The organism is Pseudomonas sp. LBUM1663 (assembly GCF_059695905.1).
Map to the genome: position 1 here is coordinate 3257129 of NZ_CP166792.1, position 17600 is coordinate 3274728.

Below are 17600 nucleotides of genomic sequence, written 5' to 3' on the forward strand. Positions count from 1 at the left end.
CTGACTTTCCTGCGTCCTGGCGAGTGCGGCCTATGGCTACGACTGACCAACTGATCATCTGCGAGCACTGCGACTGCGTGTATGAAAAAGTCACGCTCGCCAAACATCAAAAAACCCTGTGCACACGCTGCGGCGGCGTGCTCCAGCGCTATAACGGCCTGACGGTGGAACAACGCCTGGCGTTGACCTGGACAGCGTTGATGTTGTGGATTTTCGCCAATTTCTACCCGGTCATGAGCATCAGCCTCAAAGGCCTGAAAAACAGCGCAACCCTCTGGGACTCGGTGCTGGCCTTAAGCCTCGGACCGATTACCTTCATCGCCATGGTGGCCGCCATCGCAATGATCATCGCGCCAATCTTCCAGCTGTTGCTGCTGATCTGGGTGCTGAGCTATGCCCTCGCCTCCCGGCGCTCGCCCGGTTTCAGGTTCTGCATGCGCTGGCTGGAAACCCTGCGGCCCTGGAGCATGCTCGAAGTCTGTCTGCTGGGGGCGATGGTCGCGGTGATCAAACTCGCCGGGTTGCTGGATGTGCTGCCCGGCATTGGTCTGTTTGCCCTGGCCGTGCTCAGCCTGATGATGATCCGCATCGCCGGGCGCGATGTTCGTGATCTGTGGGACACCTTATGACAAGGCCTCCGGTCGCCAGCGAACTCAACCTGTGCCTGTGCCACAGTTGCGGACTGGCTTGTGACATGACCCTCAATCCCGACGAATGCGAGCGCTGCGGCGCGCCGTTGCATCACCGTAAAAGCAACTCGCTGACCCGCACCTGGGCCTACCTGCTGACCTCCCTGGTGTTTTACGTCCCGGCCAATCTGCTGCCGGTGATGAACACCAAAATGGTCGGCAACGGCGCCGACAGCACAATCATGAGTGGCGTGCTGGAGTTCTGGCAGCACGGTGCCTGGGACATCGCCCTGATCATTTTTATCGCCAGCATCGCGGTGCCGGGCATCAAGTTCGTCGCCCTGATGCTGTTGCTGATTACGGTGCATCGCGACAGCCTGTGGGCGCGCAAGGAGCGATCGAAGCTGTACCGATTCGTCGAGGTCATCGGTTACTGGTCCATGCTCGATGTGATCGTGGTGGCCCTGGTGGCCTCACTGGTCAAGTTTCAAGCCCTGGCCGATATCCAGCCGCGCCCGGGCATTCTGTTTTTTGGCCTGGTGGTGGTGTTCACCATGCTGGCAGCGATGAGTTTCGACCCGCGTCTGATCTGGGATAACGGGCAGGATAAAAACTCACACACCGAGGAGGACATGGATGAAGTCGCAAGCCATTGACGGGCCGCAAGCCCCTGGCCAGGCCCCAATCAAGACTCGTCGTTTCAGCGTTTCGCTGGTCTGGATCGTGCCAATCATCGCGGTACTGGTGGGCATTTCCCTGGTGGTCCACAGCATGATGCAGGAAGGCCCGACCATCACCGTCACGTTCAATACCGGCAGCGGCCTTACTGCCAACAAAACCGAGGTCAAATACCGCAATGTGGTGATCGGGCAGGTCTCGGACGTGGAACTTAGCAGCGACCAGAAGAGTGTCAACGCCACGATCAAACTGGCTAAACAGGCGGAAAGCTTCACTCGCGCAGACTCGCAGTTCTGGGTGGTGCGTCCGCGTATCGGAGCCGGTGGCGTCTCGGGCATCGACACCCTGCTCTCCGGCGACTACATCGGCGCCGACATCGGCCAGGCCAACAATCGCGCGAAAAACTTCAAAGGCCTGGAAAACCCGCCACCGATTACCTATGGCGAGCCGGGCAAGCGCTTTACCTTGCACACTCAGGACCTCGGGTCGCTGGACATCGGCTCGCCGGTCTATTACCGAAAAATTCCGGTCGGCCAAGTGGTGGGCTATGCGCTGGACCCTGACGGCAAAGGCGTGAACATCGACCTGTTCATTCACTCGCCCAATGACGCCTATGTCACCGAAAACACCCGGTTCTGGAATGCCAGCGGTATTGATGTCAGCGTCGGCGCCAATGGGTTTGCGGTGAAGACCGAGTCGTTGTCATCGCTGCTGGTGGGCGGCATCGCCTTCCGCGCGCCGGAGTACAGCCCCAACGATAAACCGGCGACAGAAGAGTATGCCTATGAACTGTTCCCCGACCAGCAAACCGCCCTCGCCCCGCCCAGTGGCAAGGGTCAATACTTGAGCCTGCGATTCGACCAGGCTCTGCGTGGCCTCAAAATCGATGCCCCGGTGGAATTCCTCGGCGTGGAATTCGGCAAAGTGGTGTCGATCAATCTGGATTTCGATGCGAAAAAGCGCAGTTTTCCGGTCAACGTCGGCATCGTGATCTACCCGCAGCGCCTGGGTCTGGCTCACACCAAAATGCTCAAGGCGCTGAATCATGATCCCAATGATGAAGCCGCAGGCGTTCGCCTGATGGGCTCCTTTATCGAGAATGGTCTGCGCGCCCAGGCCCGCAGCGGCAATCTGTTAACTGGTCAGCTGTATATCGCGCTGGATTTCTACCCCAAGGCCGAGAAAGTCGCGTTCGATCCGAGCGCCCGTCCGGTCAGTATTCCGACCATTCCCGGCAGCCTCGAACAGTTGCAGGAAAAACTCGAAGGCATGGTCAACAAGATCAACCAACTGCCAATCGAGCGGATTGCCGGCAATCTGGACAGCAACCTCGTCGAACTGCGCAAAGGCCTCGCCCAGTTCAACGCCAAGACTCTACCGGGCGTGCAAACCACCCTGGCCGACGTCAGCAAGACGCTGCAATCGGCCAGTTCGACGCTCGCCGAAGACTCACCGCAGCGCGAACAACTGACCCAGACCCTGGAAGAACTCGGACGCATGTCACGCTCCTTGCGTGAGCTCTCGGATTACCTGGGACGGCATCCGGAATCGCTGATTCGCGGCCGCCCCAACAACGCCGCACCGATGGATCTGCAGGCGCCACCGCGCAACTGACCACAGGAGCAACACCATGGCTTTTCCGCTAAAGATCACCTTGGTCACCGCGCTGTTACTGCTCACCGCTTGCCGCAGTGATCCGATTCAGTTTCACACCCTGATTCCGGCGCAATTGGGTAATCAATCCAGAGGCGGTGTTGCGGAGATCCAGATTGAAAGCCTCAGTGTGCCGCCCCAGGTCGATCGTCCGCAGATCGTTATCCGCCAGGGCAACAGCGGCCTCGCGATACTCGAAACCGAATGGTGGGCCGCGAGCCTGGTGGATGAATTGCGCAGCGCCTTGGTCGATCAACTGCTCAACAACAATCCTCAGCGCAAACTGTCCGTTCGCCTGGATGTGCAGCGCTTCGACTCGGTTCCAGGTCAATACGCATTGATCGACGTCAAATGGCGCCTGCGTAGCTCCGACGAGAGCGATACCACGCTGGTGACCTGCCGCAGCACGTTGCAGACCCCTTCAGGCCCCAGCATTGATGAATTGGTGGTGGCCCATCAGAACAACGTCAAGCGTCTGGCCGCAGCGATCAGTCAGGCCGCCGGCGGAACATCAAAAGGCTGCCCATCGGGCCAGTGATGACATCGTTTGATTCAGATCCATCGGGCAAGGGGCCGAGGTGCTGCTAATCTGAATGAAAATGACATGTATTAACGGTTTCTTTGACGTTTTTTTCTCATTTTGATCTCTACATTCCCTGCGACTAAAAACATGCAAATGGTTCGCATTGATTGGCCATCGAACTCACGTGCATGTCTCTAAAAAGACAGGAGCTGCCAAACACAATGATCTCCCCTATCCCTTCCTTTCTCAAAACAGCCTTGCTGGCCACTGCACTGCTCAGCACCGGGCAGGTGTTTGCCGCTGACGACGGCATCGTGGTCTACAACGCACAGCACGAAAGTCTGACCAAAGCCTGGGTCGAGGGCTTCACCAAGGAAACCGGCATCAAGGTCACCGTGCGCAACGGCGACGATACCGAGATGGGGAACCAGATCGTGCAGGAAGGCGCCGCCTCCCCCGCCGATGTGTTCCTGACTGAAAACTCCCCGGCGATGGTGCTGGTAGACAACGCGGGGCTGTTTGCACCGGTTGCGCCGACCACTCTGGAGCAAATCGATGCGGCTTATCGTCCGGCCCATGGCAAATGGGTCGGGATCGCCGCGCGCTCCACGGTGTTTGTCTATAACCCGAGCAAACTGCCCGAAGCCGACCTGCCAAAATCGCTGATGGACCTTGCGACTCCCGCCTGGAAAGGTCGTTGGGGCGCTTCGCCGGCCGGCGCCGATTTCCAGGCAATCGTCGCTGCCGTGCTGGAGCTCAAGGGTGAAGCGGCCACGCTCGAATGGCTCAAAGGGATGAAAAACAATTTCACAGCCTATCGCGGCAACAGCTCAGTGCTCAAGGCGGTCAATGCCGGGCAGATCGACAGCGGCGTGATCTACCACTACTACAGCTTCGGCGACCAGGCCAAGACCGGCGAGAACAGCAAGAACACCGCCCTGCACTACTTCAAGCACAAGGATCCCGGTGCGTTTGTCAGCATTTCGGGTGGCGGGGTTCTGGCGTCCAGCAAACACAAGGAACAAGCCCAGGCGCTGCTGAAATGGATCACCGGCAAGGACGGTCAGGAGATTCTCAAGACCGGCAAGTCGTTTGAATACGCCGTGGGCAAAAACGCCCAATCCAATCCAAAACTGGTGCCTTTGCAGCAGCTCGACGCCCCTGTGGTCGATGCTTCGAAACTCGACAGTAAAAAAGCCGTGGAACTGATGACTCAGGCGGGACTGCTTTAAGTGATGCCTGAAACCCTGCCAACGGGTATCCCCGCCGCGATACCCGACAACCTGCGACGCCGCGCCCGTGGCGTTTTCGCCGGTCGCGGTGGCGCGTGGGTGATCGGTTTGTCGGTGCTGGTTTCGTTATTGGCGCTGATGCCGATAGCCTTCGTCATCGGCGTGTCGATACAAACCGGTTGGGCAACGCTGGTGCCGCTGGTATTCCGGCCACGGGTCGGCGAGTTGCTGACCAACACGGTGTTGCTGGTGGTGATCACGATTCCCCTGTGCGTTGTGCTGGGGCTGGCCCTGGCCTGGTTGACGGAACGCACCAACTTGCCAGGGCGACGCGGCTGGTCGTTGCTGGCCACCGCGCCGCTGGCAGTGCCGGCCTTTGTGCACAGCTATGCGTGGGTCAGCCTGGTTCCACCCATTCACGGCCTGTTTGCCGGGGTGCTGGTCTCGGTCATCGCCTACTTCCCTTTCCTGTACTTGCCGATTGCAGCGACGTTGCGCCGTCTCGACCCTGCGATCGAAGACGTCGCCGAATCGTTGGGGCTCAAGCCCTGGGCGATCTTTTCCCGCGTGGTATTGCCGCAATTGCGCCTGGCCATCTGCGGCGGAGCCCTATTGGTGGGGCTGCACCTGCTGGCCGAATATGGCCTGTACGCGATGATCCGCTTCGACACCTTCACCACGGCGATCTTCGATCAGTTCAAGTCCACCTTCAACGGCCCCGCTGCCCACATGCTGGCCAGCGTGCTCGCCCTGTGTTGCCTGGTGATGCTGACCGCCGAATCAGCCGCTCGCGGTACGGCGCGTTACGCCCGGGTCGGCTCCGGCAGCGCACGAGAGCAACGGATTGTGCGCTTGGGCGCTCAAGCCACCATGCTTGGCTTGATGCTGCAAATCACCACCTGTGCGCTGGCACTGGGTGTGCCACTGATCACCTTGGGCCGATGGCTGATCGCGGGCGGCCCGCAAGTCTGGGACTGGGCGGAGCTTATGCCGGCGCTGGAACAAACCCTGCTGTTCGGGATTTGCGGCGCAGTCCTGACCACCTGCGCCGCCATCCCGATTGCCTGGCTGTCGATCCGCTCACCGGGGCGGCTGCAGCGATTGCTGGAAAGCTGCAACTACATCACCAGCTCGTTGCCCGGGATCGTCGTCGCCCTGGCCTTGGTGACCATCACCATCCATTTCGCCCGACCGATCTACCAGACAACGATCACGGTATTGCTGGCGTATCTGCTGATGTTTTTGCCCCGCGCCCTGGTGAGTTTGCGTGCAGGCATCGCGCAGGCACCGGTCGAACTGGAAAACATGGCGCGCAGCCTCGGTCGCTCGCCCGCCCGGGCCTTGTGGCTGACCACCCTGCGCCTGGCCGCGCCGGGTGCTGCCGCCGGTGCCGCGCTGGTGTTTCTGGCGATCACCAATGAGCTGACCGCGACCCTGCTACTCGCCCCCAACGGCACGCGCACCTTAGCCACCGGTTTCTGGGCACTGACCAGCGAAATCGACTATGCCGCCGCTGCCCCCTACGCCTTGCTGATGATTGTGCTGTCACTTCCGTTGACCGGAATTCTTTATCACCAATCCAAACGAACGGCTGGACGATGAACGCTCTGGAACTCAACTCGATCTGCAAATATTACGGTTCCCAGCGAGCGCTGGAGAACGTCAGCCTGTCGGTGCCCAAAGGTAGCCGGACAGTCATCGTCGGACCCTCAGGCTCAGGCAAAACCACGTTACTGCGAATGATCGCCGGTTTCGAATTTCCGGACACGGGCAGCCTTTCGCTCGAGGGTCAGACACTCGTCGACGACACCCACGAGGTCCCGGCGCATCAGCGCCTGATTGGCTATGTTCCCCAGGACGGCGCCCTGTTTCCGCACATGACCGTGGCCGCCAATATCGGTTTCGGGCTTTCAACCAAAGGCGACGCGAAGCAACAGCGAATCGCCGAGTTGATGGACAGCGTGGCGCTCGATTCGAGCATGGCCCAACGTTGGCCCCATGAGCTTTCCGGCGGTCAGCAACAGCGTGTGGCACTGGCGCGAGCCCTGGCACAGCAACCACGTTTGATGTTGCTGGACGAGCCGTTTTCGGCACTCGATACCGGTCTTCGCGGCGCGATGCGCAAAATGGTCGCGCGATTGCTGTCCGACGCCGGCGTCACCACCATCCTGGTGACCCATGACCAGAGCGAAGCGTTGTCGTTCGCCGATCAACTGGCGGTGATGCGCGACGGTCGGCTGGTGCAGTCTGGCCATCCTCTGGACCTTTACCGCTATCCCGACGACGAACAAACCGCGCTATTTCTTGGGGATGCCGTGGTCATGCCCGCCAGGATCGAGGCTGGGTGGGCCCATTGCGATCTGGGCCGCATACCGGTCAACAATCACCGGAACAACAATGCGGCGCAGATCATGCTGCGCCCCGAGCAATTGCAACTGGTCAGCATCCAGCCCGGCCCGACAGACGCCGTGGGCTGCCGCGCCGTCGTGACCGAGCGGGATTTCAGCGGCAACACCTGCACCTTGACCGTGGAGTTGCAGCCTGCCGCCGCCGGCGACCCGCACGGTCGATCATTGATGGTGCGCAGCTCTGGCATGTACGCGCCACCCGCTGGCAGCGCGGTTCACGTCTCGACCATTGGTCATGCCCATGTGTTGGGTGAACCGTGAATCAAGTCCATCAGAGATCGAAGCGGTCCACTGCCCGACGCCGCTCGTTGTCGTCGCGCACATCGTAGTTGGCCGTCGTCTGGATGTTGCTGTGATGAGCGAGTTTTTGCGCGATCGACAGGTCGTGCTCTTCGATCACCCGGGTAATGAACGAGCGCCGAAAATCATGCGGCATGATTTTCACCCCGACCTGCGCGCCGCGCTGGCGGGCGATGTAATAGATCGCATGTTTGGTGATGCGCTCGCGGGTGATGTGGCTACCGCGACGGATACGGTTGAACAGGAACGGGTCGTCCACTTCGCCTTCCTTGAGGTGCGAACGGCGCAGTTCCAGCCAGTCCTGCAGCTTTTCAAAGGCCCAGGCCGGCGCGTATTTGATCAACTGTTTGTTGCCTTTGGCGGTGACCCGCAAGCTGCGCTCGCTGAAGTCCACCTGTGACAGGTCCAGGTTCACCGACTCGGATTTGCGCATTCCCGAACCGTACAAAATCCCGATGATGGCTGCGTCTCTCAACCCTTGAGGACGCGGGTCGGCGGCACACACCGCCATCATCTCCTGAATCAGCGAGCGCCTGAGGTTGCGGCCCTGGGATAAACGCGTACCGGCAATCCCTTTCACCGAACGCATTTTCAGCAAGTGTTCCTGACTGATCAGGCTCATGCGCCACGCCTCGTTCATCACCCCGCGCACCGCATTGACGTACAGCGACGAGGTATTCGGTGCGTACCCGTCTTCGCGCAGCGCTGCGACCAGCGCAATCACATTGTCGGGTTGGAGCTGATGCCAGGGAATCTCCTCGACGTTCATGTCTTCGAAACCCAAACGGTCGGCCGCATCCTGCAAAACGTAGCGCATGGTCAACTGACTGGAGGGCGCCAGTCGGGCCAGGTAGACGGTCATCGGGTTGGTCTTCGAGACAACAGGATCGGTATTAGCTAAATCAATCAAACGAAACGGCCTTGAGTGGAAACACTTCAGTAAAAACAACTAACGATTGAAACATCCTTCATATAAAGCGGGGTTTTCTGTAGGACTTTTCTTCTAAAAAACGCGATGAATGGCAGAAGCCTGAACAGTGGCTGTATGACTTTCAGATAAACGATTCAACGACCGGTTTTTCATGTTCCTTTCACAAAATCGGACATAACCTTCTCGGACCGGTCAAGCCTGGCGCTGGTTCAAACTGCCGACTCACTCGGTAAAAGTCAATGAATGCTGCATGTTGAAACTTTGATTCAAGTAATTGATGCAGCTTCATTTTTTTCGCCTACGCTTTTGTTGGATCCAACAGATTTATTTTGAATGTCATCGATCCTTCTGTCCCGAGGTGCCCATGAGTCAGGCTTTTCTCCCCTTTTCCCGCCCCAGTATCGGCGATGAAGAAATAGCGGCCGTAGAGCAAGTATTGCGCTCCGGCTGGATCACTACCGGGCCGAAAAACCAGCAACTGGAAGAGCAATTCGCCAACTATGTCGGCTGCCGTCATTCCGTTGCACTTTCTTCGGCCACCGGCGGGATGCATATCACGTTACTGGCAATGGGAGTTGGTCCGGGCGATGAAGTGATTACACCGTCTCAGACCTGGGTGTCCACCGCCAACATGATTTGCCTGCTGGGTGCCAAACCGGTCTTCGTCGACATTGACCGCGACACGCTCATGTGTGACCTGGCCAGCATCGAAGCGGCCATCACGCCACGCACTAAAGCCATCATCCCGGTGCATTACGCCGGCGCCGCCTTTGACCTCGATCCGCTCTACGCACTGGCTGACAAACACGGGATCGCCGTTATCGAAGACGCCGCCCACGCGGCAGGCACCTTCTACAAGGGTCGGCACGTCGGCGCAAAAGGCACGGCAATCTTCTCGTTCCACGCGATCAAGAACATGACCTGCGCCGAAGGCGCGATGTTCGTCAGCGACGATGAAGCGCTGGCCAACCGGGTACGCATGCTCAAGTTCCACGGTTTGGGGGTTGATGCCTACGACCGCCTGACCCACGGCCGCAAACCACAGGCCCAGGTGATGGAACCGGGTTTCAAATACAACCTGGCCGACATCAATGCTGCCATCGCCCTGGTGCAACTTGAGCGCCTGGACGACATCAACGCCAAGCGCACCGAGCTGGCACGTACCTACCTGCAACGCCTCGAAGGCTCAAAGGTGCAACCGCTAGCCATCCCGGCCTACCCGCAACAGCACGCCTGGCACCTGTTCATCCTGCGCATCGACGCCGAACGCTGTGGGCTGGACCGCGAAGCGTTCATGAAAGCCTTGCAGGAACAGAACATCGGCACCGGGATTCATTTCATCGCGACTCACCTGCACACGTATTACCGCCAGCGTTTCCCCAACATCTACCTGCCCAACACCGAATGGAACTCGGCGCGCCTGTGCTCGATCCCGTTGTTCCCCGACATGACCACCGATGACGTCAATCGTGTGGTCGACGCCATTGAACACACCCTGGACAGACGCCTGTGAAACCCTATCCGATCCGTTGCGTGTCGATCGTCATCCCGGTCTACAACGAGCAAGACAGCCTGCCCGAATTACTGCGGCGCACCGAAGCGGCGTGCCAGCAGTTACACCATGATTATGAAATCGTGCTGGTCGACGACGGCAGCCGCGACAATTCGGCGCAAATCCTCGAGGACGCGGCCAATCGCGAGTGCAGCCCGGTGGTGGCGGTCATCCTCAACCGCAACTACGGCCAACACGCGGCAATCATGGCCGGTTTCGAGCAGTGCAAAGGCGATGTGGTGATCACCCTCGACGCCGACCTGCAAAACCCGCCGGAAGAAATCCCTCGACTGGTGGCGCAGGCCGAGCTGGGTTACGACGTGGTTGCCACGGTACGCAACAACCGCCAGGACTCGGCGCTGCGCCGCTGGCCGTCGAAGCTGATCAACCTCGCCGTGCAACGCTCAACCGGCGTGGCCATGAGCGATTACGGCTGCATGCTCCGCGCCTACCGCCGAAGCATCGTCGACGCGATGCTCGCTTGCCGCGAACGCAGCACCTTCATTCCGATCCTGGCCAACAGCTTTGCCCGGCACACCACGGAAATACTGGTGATGCACGCCGAACGTGAACACGGCGAATCGAAATACAGCCCCATGCGCCTGGTCAACCTGATGTTCGACCTGATCACCTGCATGACCACCACGCCGCTGCGGCTGCTGAGCATCGTCGGTTTCGCCATGGCCGGGCTGGGTTTGCTGTTCGCCACAGCGCTGATTGTCCTGCGCCTGGTCTTCGGCGCCAGTTGGGCCGGCGACGGTACGTTCGTGTTGTTCGCCGTGCTGTTCGTGTTCACCGGCGGGCAATTCATAGGCATGGGCCTGTTGGGCGAGTACCTGGGCCGCATGTACAGCGACGTCCGCGCCCGCCCCCGGTTCTTCGTCGAGAAGGTCCTGCGTAGCCATCCCGCCACGCCAGCACCCGTTGTCACCGTTGACGGCCTCACTTCCATTTCTTCCGATCAGGTCCTCCCATGAGCGCAAAAGCTGTTGTCTTCGCCTATCACGATATCGGCTGTGCCGGTATCGAAACCCTGCTCGACTCGGGCTTCGAGATCGCCGCTGTATTTACCCATGCCGATGATCCAAAGGAAAACGCCTTTTACGGCTCCGTGGCGAAACTGTGCGCGCGCAAGGGCATCCCGGTTCACGCCCCGGAAGATGCCAATCATCCGCTGTGGATCGAGCGCATCAGCAAGCTCAACCCCGATTACCTGTTCTCGTTCTACTACCGCAGCCTGCTGAGCGAACCGCTGTTGGCCACGGCGCGCAAAGGCGCGTTCAACCTGCACGGTTCATTGCTGCCGCGCTATCGGGGTCGTGCGCCGGCCAACTGGGTGCTGGTCAACGGTGAAACCGAAACCGGCGTGACCCTGCACCGTATGGTCAAGCGCGCCGACGCCGGCGCGATCATCGCCCAGCAAAGGGTGGCGATTGAGCGCAGCGACACCGCGCTGAGCCTGCACGGCAAATTGCGCGAGGCCGCCATCGACCTGCTTCGCGATGCCTTGCCGGCGCTGCTTCAAGGCACAGTCAGCGAAACTCCGCAGGACGAATCCGACGCCACGGTGTTCGGACGTCGCACCCCCGCCGACGGCAAAATGGTCTGGAAAAAACCGGCCGAAGAACTGTTCAACCTGGTCCGCGCCGTCACCCAACCCTATCCGGGCGCGTTCTGCGCCGTGGGCGAACACAAGCTGATTGTCTGGAGCGCAGAAGTCGCCAAGGGCAACGAAGGCCAGGCACCGGGCCGGGTGATCAGCGTCGATCCGCTGCGCATTGCCTGCGGCGAAGACTCTTTGGTCATCACCTCCGGCCAGCGTAACGACAACGGCTTGTACCTGAGCGGTCCGCAACTGGCCAACGAACTGGGTCTGGTCGACGGTTCCGTGCTGCGTGGCGCCGAATCCGGCCGCGCACCGCGTCGTACTCGAGTGCTGATCCTTGGGGTCAACGGCTTTATCGGCAATCACTTGTCCGAACGCCTGTTGCGCGACGACCAATACGAGGTGTACGGCCTCGACATCGGCTCGGACGCCATCGAGCGCCTGCGCAGCCATCCGAATTTCCACTTCGTTGAAGGCGACATCAGCATTCACTCCGAGTGGATCGAATACCACGTCAAGAAGTGCGACGTGATCCTGCCACTGGTAGCGATTGCCACGCCGATCGAATACACCCGCAACCCGCTGCGGGTGTTCGAACTGGACTTCGAAGAGAACCTGAAACTGGTGCGCTACTGCGTCAAATACAACAAGCGCGTGATCTTCCCGTCGACCTCCGAAGTCTATGGCATGTGCCAGGACCAGAACTTCGACGAAGACACCTCCAACCTCGTCGTCGGCCCTATCAACAAGCAACGCTGGATCTATTCGATCTCCAAGCAATTGCTCGACCGGGTGATCTGGGCCTACGGCCAGAAAGGCCTGAACTTCACCCTGTTCCGTCCTTTCAACTGGATGGGCCCGCGCCTCGATCGGCTGGACTCGGCGCGGATCGGCAGCTCCCGGGCCATCACCCAACTGATTCTGAACCTGGTGGAAGGCACGCCGATTCGCCTGTTCGACGGCGGTGAGCAGAAACGCTGCTTTACTGACATCGCCGACGGCGTCGAAGCGCTGGCCCGGATCATCGACAACGAGAACGATGCCTGTAATGGCCAGATCATCAACATCGGCAACCCGGACAACGAGGCCAGCATTCGTCAGTTGGGCGAAGAGCTGTTGCGTCAGTTCGAAGCGCACCCGTTGCGCGACAACTTCCCGCCCTTTGCCGGTTTCCGCGACGTGGAAAGCAAGGCGTTCTACGGCACCGGCTACCAGGACGTGTCCCACCGCAAACCGAGCATCGCCAACGCCAAGCGCCTGCTGGACTGGACGCCGACGGTGGAGATGAGCGAGACCATCGGCAACACGCTGGATTTCTTCCTGCGCGAGGCCATGCTCGAAATGGCCGAGCACCCTAAAGAAGAATCACGCTGATGCAGGCAGGCCTTCGAATCGATGTCGACACTTACCGGGGCACCCGTGAGGGGGTGCCGCGACTGCTGGAAATCCTCGATGAAGCGCAGGTCAAGGCGACGTTTTTCTTCAGCGTCGGGCCGGACAACATGGGGCGCCACCTGTGGCGCCTGATCCGCCCGCAATTCCTCTGGAAAATGCTCCGTTCCAACGCTGCCGGCCTGTATGGCTGGGACATTCTGCTGGCCGGCACGGCTTGGCCGGGAAAACCCATCGGCCGCGACCTCGGGCACCTGATGCGACAGGCCCGGGATGCGGGCCATGAAGTCGGGCTGCACGCCTGGGATCACCATGGCTGGCAGGCCAATGCCGGGCGCTGGAGTGACGCGCAGCTGATCGAACAGATCCGCCTGGGCGTGGACACCCTCAGCGACATCCTCGGGCAAAAAATCGACTGTTCGGCGTCTGCCGGTTGGCGCGCGGACGAGCGCGTGATCGAGGCCAAGCAAACGTTCGGCTTTCGCTACAACAGCGATTGTCGAGGCCAGGGCTTGTTCCAACCGAGGTTAGCCGGGGGTGGCTTGGGGGCACCGCAGATTCCGGTGGACCTGCCGACCTTCGATGAAGTGGTCGGCCCTGTTGTCGTAGCCAAGGACTTCAATGGGTTCATCCTCGATCGATTCACTCCTGAAAAACTCAACGTCTATACGATCCACGCCGAAGTAGAAGGGATTCTGATGGCCAATGTTTTTCGTCGACTGCTGGCCGATGCGCGCCAGCGTGGCATCTGCTTCAAACCCTTGGGCGATCTGCTTCCTGCAGCCCCGGACGCTTTGCCAACAGGCCGCGTCGTGCGCGGCACGCTCGAAGGCCGGGAAGGCTGGCTGGGAGTGCAAAGCGCATGAGCAAACGCTGGGGATTGCCGCTGTTGCTGGGGATTTTCCTGTTGGCGTATCTGTTGCCGTTGGGCAGCCACGGCTTATGGATTCCCGACGAAACCCGCTACGCGCAGATCAGCCAAGGCATGCTTCTGAGCGGCGACTGGGTGTCGCCGCATTTCATGAGCCTGCGCTATTTCGAAAAGCCGGCAGCCGGATACTGGGTGATTGCCGCCAGCCAGGCGCTGTTTGGCCAGAACCTGTTCGGTGTGCGCTTTGCATCGGCGCTGAGCATGGGCCTGAGTGTGTTGTTGTGTTTCCTTGTCGCCCGGCGACTGTGGAACGAGCCGCGCAAAAGTTTTGCCTGTGCATTGCTATACATGAGTTTAACGGTGGTGGCGGGCCAGGCCGGTTACGCCAATCTCGATCCGCAATTTACCTTCTGGGTCAATCTGAGCCTGGTCGCGTTGTGGTTCGCGCTGGACAGCGTCCGCCGTGGCCCGCGCCTGATCGGTTGGGCAGTGCTGGGGCTGGCCTGCGGCATGGGGTTCATGACCAAGGGCTTTCTCGCCTGGTTGTTGCCGGTGCTGATCGCCCTGCCCTTCATGATTTGGCAAAAACGCTGGCGTGAGCTGCTGATCTACGGCCCCGTGGCAGTTGTCGTGGCCATCGCGGTGAGTCTGCCGTGGGCGCTGGCAATTCACTCGCAGGAACCCGATTACTGGCGGTTCTTCTTCTGGCACGAACACATCCGTCGCTTTGCCGGTGACGACGCCCAGCATGACGCGCCGTGGTGGTTCTATTTGCCGTTGCTCGTGGCGTTCAGTCTGCCATGGGTTGCGTTGTTGCCGTCGGCGCTGCGCCAGGCGTGGAAAACCCGTGGGCAAGCCAGCATCGGTTTTCTGCTGTTGTGGCTGGTGATGCCGCTGCTGTTTTTCAGCTTGAGCAAAGGCAAACTGCCGAGCTACATCTTGCCCTGCCTGCTGCCATTGGCCTTGCTGTTGGGGCATGCCCTGGCCGACCGACTCAAGCTGGAGCGAGGCCGGGTCCTGGGCTTCAACGGTTTGCTGAACTTGCTGCTGGGCCTGGCCACCCTGCTCGCCCTGGTCTACCTGCAACTGAAAAAGCCGCTGTACGACCATGAACTGCACAACCTCGTGCTGGTGTTCATCGGCCTGATCGGCTGGATCATGGCCAACCTGCTGCAAGCCTTCAGGCCCCTGCAATGCTGGGCTGCACCGGCCTTCGGCAGCCTGCTGCTGATCGGTCTGCTGCCCGCCGGGCTGCCCGACTCGGTGGTGGCCAACAAGATGCCCGACCAGTTCATCCTCCATCACGCCGATGAACTGGCGCAGACCGGCAAGCTGCTGAGCAACGATCTGGGCGCCGCTTCGGCCCTGGCCTGGCGCCTGAAACGCCCGGACGTGGCGTTGTACAACACGATAGGCGAATTGAAATATGGCCTCGCCTATCCTGACTCGGTGCAGCAGCGCGTCGACCTCGATCAAGTTCAACAGTGGATGCGCAAGGCCCGGCAGAACGGCTCGGTCGGCGTGGTGATGCGGGTCAAGGGTGAGGACGAGCTGCAAGAAATCGAACGACTGCCCAAGGATGGCAAACGCTATGAAAAAGGCAATCTGGTGATTCTGATCTTTCCACAGGGCGCGTCATGAGCCTGCTTCTGTTATTGGTCGCGTGCCTGCTGACCTGTCTGGGCCAGATCGCCCAGAAGTACGCCGTCGAGAGCTGGCGCGCGAAGCCGTCGGCCTGGGGCGAGAAACTGCGCTCTCCGTGGTTGTGGCTGGCACTCGCTGCACTGGGGTTGGGCTTGCTGGTCTGGCTGCTGGTGTTGCAGCGCCTTGAAGTCGGCATTGCCTACCCGATGCTCAGCCTGAATTTTGTGCTGATTACCCTGATCGCCCGGTTTGTCTTCCACGAGCCCATCGACCGCCAGCACTGGCTGGGCGTGGCGCTGGTGATCGGCGGCGTGATTCTGCTGGGGCAACACGCATGAGCCTGGGTCGCGGAATCACCTTCGCCATGGGCAGTGTGCTACTCGGCAGCGCAGCGCAGTTGGGCATGCGCTGGAGCATGACGCGCTTGCCGTCACCCGAACATCTACTGACTTCCAGCGTCGATCCGGCGGCGGTCACCGTGGTGCTGGGGGCGATTCTGGCCTACGTCCTTTCAATGCTGTGCTGGCTCGCCGCCCTGCGGGATGTGCCGCTGGGCCGGGCCTATTCGCTGCTGAGCATCAGCTACGCGCTGGTGTATCTGTTGGCCGCCAGCCTGCCGCTGTTCAACGAAGCCTTCAGCCTTACAAAAACCCTCGGGGTGGCTTTGGTCATGCTCGGGGTCATCACCATCAACTCACGTCCAGCGCGCGCGCCCGAACTCAGGAGTGCCTCATGAAAATTAGTGTATTTGGTAGTGGTTACGTTGGCCTGGTGCAAGCCGCCGTCCTGGCGGAAGTCGGCCATGACGTGGTTTGCATGGACATTGACGAGAAGAAAGTCGAATTGCTGCAACAAGGCCACGTGAGCATTTTCGAACCGGGGCTGGCCAGTCTGGTGCGTGAAAGCCTCGAAGCCAAACGCCTGCAATTCACCACCGACGAAAAACTCGCGGTGCAGCACGGTCAGGTGCTGTTTATCGCGGTCGGTACACCGTCCCGGGACGATGGTTCGGCGGACCTGCGCTACGTGTTGTCGGTGGGCGAAGCGGTGGCGCGGCATCGTGAGCAGCCGGTGATTCTGGTGGAGAAGTCCACGGTACCGGTGGGCACGGGCGACACCTTGCGTGCGCATATCGACAAGTGCCTGATCAAGGTCGGCCGCTTGTTGCAGTTCGATATCGTCTCCAACCCCGAGTTTTTGAAAGAAGGCTCCGCCGTGGCGGATTGCCGGCGCCCAGACCGAATCGTCATCGGCTGCGAGAGTGATGAGGTGCGCGATGTGATGCGCGACCTCTACTCCCCTTTCAACCGCAACCACGACCGCATCATGTTCATGGACCTGCGCAGCGCCGAGCTGACCAAGTACGCCGCCAACTGCATGCTGGCCACCAAGATCAGCTTCATCAACCAGATCGCCGAACTGGCCGAACACCTGGGGGCCGACATTGAGTCTGTGCGCCTGGGCATTGGCGCCGACTCGCGCATCGGTTACCACTTCATCTACCCCGGCTGCGGTTATGGCGGCTCGTGTTTCCCCAAGGACATGCGCGCGCTGATCCACAGTGCGGAAGAGGCGCACTGCTCCAGCGACCTGCTGCAAGCGGTGGAAGCGATCAACCAGCGGCAGAAGCACAAGCTGTTCGAGCGCATCAACGCGTTCTACAAGGGCGACTTGCGCGGCAAGACCTTCGCCGTGTGGGGCCTGGCCTTCAAACCCAACACCGATGACATGCGTGATGCGCCGAGCCGGGTGCTGCTGGAATCGCTGTGGGCCGCCGGCGCCAGCGTGCGCGCATTCGATCCGGAAGCCATGCAGGAAACCCAGCATTTGTATCCCGACGAGTCGAAGTTGATGCTGATGGGCACGCCGGAATCGGTATTGGCCGGTGCCGATGCGTTGATCATCTGCACCGAGTGGCAGCAGTTCAAGGCGCCGGATTTCAACCTGATCCAGCAACGGTTGAAGGCGCCGGTGATCTTCGACGGGCGCAACCTGTACGACGCCGAACGCCTCGCCCGCAATGGTTTCCTGTACTTCCCGATGGGGCGTGGAGAATCGCGCAAACTGCCGATTCCACATCAGCAGTGGCCGGCGGCTCAGGTGGTTGCCTGATTGCGTTGTGCTAGCCCCGTAGCAGCTGCCGAGCAACGCGAGGCTGCGTTCGGCGACGCAGTCGTCGTA

Annotated in this window: 16 protein-coding genes; 15 read left to right on the top strand and 1 reads right to left on the bottom strand. The window is 60.3% G+C overall.

The window, feature by feature from the left end; translation table 11 throughout:
- Positions 1-32: 32 nt before the first annotated feature.
- From ACA075_RS14875 to ACA075_RS14905, 7 genes are all read left to right on the top strand, one after another.
- A complete protein-coding gene (locus tag ACA075_RS14875) occupies positions 33-629 on the top strand; it encodes a paraquat-inducible protein A (protein ID WP_219097404.1) in 597 nt (198 codons plus the stop codon).
- Entirely contained in the window at positions 626-1285 is a 660-nt protein-coding gene (locus ACA075_RS14880) for a paraquat-inducible protein A (RefSeq protein ID WP_497299131.1), read from the top strand. The genes ACA075_RS14875 and ACA075_RS14880 overlap by 4 nt, the downstream gene beginning before the upstream one ends.
- Positions 1266-2921, top strand: coding sequence for a PqiB family protein (locus tag ACA075_RS14885; protein WP_497299132.1), 1656 nt, complete (start codon positions 1266-1268; stop codon positions 2919-2921). The genes ACA075_RS14880 and ACA075_RS14885 overlap by 20 nt, the downstream gene beginning before the upstream one ends.
- 16 nt (positions 2922-2937) lie before the next feature.
- The gene (locus tag ACA075_RS14890) at positions 2938-3498 is read left to right on the top strand and encodes a PqiC family protein (RefSeq protein WP_497299133.1); all 561 of its coding nucleotides are present in this window, start codon (positions 2938-2940) and stop codon (positions 3496-3498) included.
- A 206-nt stretch (positions 3499-3704) separates the two neighbouring features.
- Positions 3705-4715 (top strand): iron ABC transporter substrate-binding protein, encoded by a 1011-nt coding sequence (locus tag ACA075_RS14895; RefSeq protein ID WP_497299134.1) that lies wholly within the window; start codon positions 3705-3707, stop codon positions 4713-4715.
- A 3-nt stretch (positions 4716-4718) separates the two neighbouring features.
- Entirely contained in the window at positions 4719-6317 is a 1599-nt protein-coding gene (locus tag ACA075_RS14900; protein WP_497299265.1) for an ABC transporter permease, read from the top strand.
- On the top strand, positions 6314-7384 hold the full coding sequence (locus tag ACA075_RS14905) for an ABC transporter ATP-binding protein (protein WP_497299135.1): 1071 nt from the start codon (positions 6314-6316) through the stop codon (positions 7382-7384). The genes ACA075_RS14900 and ACA075_RS14905 overlap by 4 nt, the downstream gene beginning before the upstream one ends.
- Before the next feature lie 10 nt (positions 7385-7394).
- Here ACA075_RS14905 and ACA075_RS14910 read toward each other — a convergent pair whose 3' ends face one another.
- The gene (locus ACA075_RS14910; protein ID WP_497299266.1) at positions 7395-8285 is read right to left on the bottom strand and encodes a site-specific integrase; all 891 of its coding nucleotides are present in this window, start codon (positions 8283-8285) and stop codon (positions 7395-7397) included.
- Positions 8286-8718: 433 nt separating this feature from the next.
- Between ACA075_RS14910 and arnB the strand changes: the two genes are divergently transcribed.
- The 8 genes from arnB to ACA075_RS14950 are packed head-to-tail and all read left to right on the top strand — an operon-like array spanning position 8719 to position 17531.
- The gene (arnB, locus tag ACA075_RS14915) at positions 8719-9867 is read left to right on the top strand and encodes a UDP-4-amino-4-deoxy-L-arabinose aminotransferase (protein ID WP_497299136.1); all 1149 of its coding nucleotides are present in this window, start codon (positions 8719-8721) and stop codon (positions 9865-9867) included.
- Positions 9864-10883, top strand: coding sequence for an undecaprenyl-phosphate 4-deoxy-4-formamido-L-arabinose transferase (gene arnC, locus ACA075_RS14920; RefSeq protein WP_219097397.1), 1020 nt, complete (start codon positions 9864-9866; stop codon positions 10881-10883). Before arnB ends, arnC begins: the two co-directional genes overlap by 4 nt.
- Positions 10880-12886: a bifunctional UDP-4-amino-4-deoxy-L-arabinose formyltransferase/UDP-glucuronic acid oxidase ArnA gene (gene arnA / locus ACA075_RS14925; RefSeq protein WP_497299137.1), complete on the top strand. Its 2007-nt coding sequence runs from the start codon at positions 10880-10882 to the stop codon at positions 12884-12886. Before arnC ends, arnA begins: the two co-directional genes overlap by 4 nt.
- Entirely contained in the window at positions 12886-13770 is an 885-nt protein-coding gene (gene arnD / locus ACA075_RS14930) for a 4-deoxy-4-formamido-L-arabinose-phosphoundecaprenol deformylase (protein WP_497299138.1), read from the top strand. The genes arnA and arnD overlap by 1 nt, the downstream gene beginning before the upstream one ends.
- Positions 13767-15416, top strand: a complete 1650-nt coding sequence (gene arnT / locus ACA075_RS14935) for a lipid IV(A) 4-amino-4-deoxy-L-arabinosyltransferase (protein WP_497299139.1) — start codon at positions 13767-13769, stop codon at positions 15414-15416. The genes arnD and arnT overlap by 4 nt, the downstream gene beginning before the upstream one ends.
- Positions 15413-15757 (top strand): 4-amino-4-deoxy-L-arabinose-phosphoundecaprenol flippase subunit ArnE, encoded by a 345-nt coding sequence (gene arnE, locus ACA075_RS14940; RefSeq protein ID WP_497299140.1) that lies wholly within the window; start codon positions 15413-15415, stop codon positions 15755-15757. Before arnT ends, arnE begins: the two co-directional genes overlap by 4 nt.
- On the top strand, positions 15754-16155 hold the full coding sequence (gene arnF / locus ACA075_RS14945; protein ID WP_497299141.1) for a 4-amino-4-deoxy-L-arabinose-phosphoundecaprenol flippase subunit ArnF: 402 nt from the start codon (positions 15754-15756) through the stop codon (positions 16153-16155). The genes arnE and arnF overlap by 4 nt, the downstream gene beginning before the upstream one ends.
- Positions 16152-17531, top strand: coding sequence for a UDP-glucose dehydrogenase family protein (locus ACA075_RS14950; protein WP_497299142.1), 1380 nt, complete (start codon positions 16152-16154; stop codon positions 17529-17531). Before arnF ends, ACA075_RS14950 begins: the two co-directional genes overlap by 4 nt.
- Positions 17532-17600: the final 69 nt, after the last annotated feature.

Bases quoted from the DNA above. Each gene is read 5' to 3' on its own strand.
- arnE (WP_497299140.1), top strand. From the start codon at position 15,413: ATGAGCCTGCTTCTGTTATTGGTCGCGTGCCTGCTGACCTGTCTGGGC.
- ACA075_RS14905 (WP_497299135.1), top strand. From the start codon at position 6,314: ATGAACGCTCTGGAACTCAACTCGATCTGCAAATATTACGGTTCCCAG.
- ACA075_RS14910 (WP_497299266.1), bottom strand. From the start codon at position 8,285: ATGACCGTCTACCTGGCCCGACTGGCGCCCTCCAGTCAGTTGACCATG.
- arnF (WP_497299141.1), top strand. From the start codon at position 15,754: ATGAGCCTGGGTCGCGGAATCACCTTCGCCATGGGCAGTGTGCTACTC.
- arnT (WP_497299139.1), top strand. From the start codon at position 13,767: ATGAGCAAACGCTGGGGATTGCCGCTGTTGCTGGGGATTTTCCTGTTG.
- arnA (WP_497299137.1), top strand. From the start codon at position 10,880: ATGAGCGCAAAAGCTGTTGTCTTCGCCTATCACGATATCGGCTGTGCC.
- ACA075_RS14880 (WP_497299131.1), top strand. From the start codon at position 626: ATGACAAGGCCTCCGGTCGCCAGCGAACTCAACCTGTGCCTGTGCCAC.
- ACA075_RS14900 (WP_497299265.1), top strand. From the start codon at position 4,719: ATGCCTGAAACCCTGCCAACGGGTATCCCCGCCGCGATACCCGACAAC.
- arnB (WP_497299136.1), top strand. From the start codon at position 8,719: ATGAGTCAGGCTTTTCTCCCCTTTTCCCGCCCCAGTATCGGCGATGAA.
- arnD (WP_497299138.1), top strand. From the start codon at position 12,886: ATGCAGGCAGGCCTTCGAATCGATGTCGACACTTACCGGGGCACCCGT.
- ACA075_RS14890 (WP_497299133.1), top strand. From the start codon at position 2,938: ATGGCTTTTCCGCTAAAGATCACCTTGGTCACCGCGCTGTTACTGCTC.
- ACA075_RS14875 (WP_219097404.1), top strand. From the start codon at position 33: ATGGCTACGACTGACCAACTGATCATCTGCGAGCACTGCGACTGCGTG.
- ACA075_RS14895 (WP_497299134.1), top strand. From the start codon at position 3,705: ATGATCTCCCCTATCCCTTCCTTTCTCAAAACAGCCTTGCTGGCCACT.
- ACA075_RS14950 (WP_497299142.1), top strand. From the start codon at position 16,152: ATGAAAATTAGTGTATTTGGTAGTGGTTACGTTGGCCTGGTGCAAGCC.
- ACA075_RS14885 (WP_497299132.1), top strand. From the start codon at position 1,266: ATGAAGTCGCAAGCCATTGACGGGCCGCAAGCCCCTGGCCAGGCCCCA.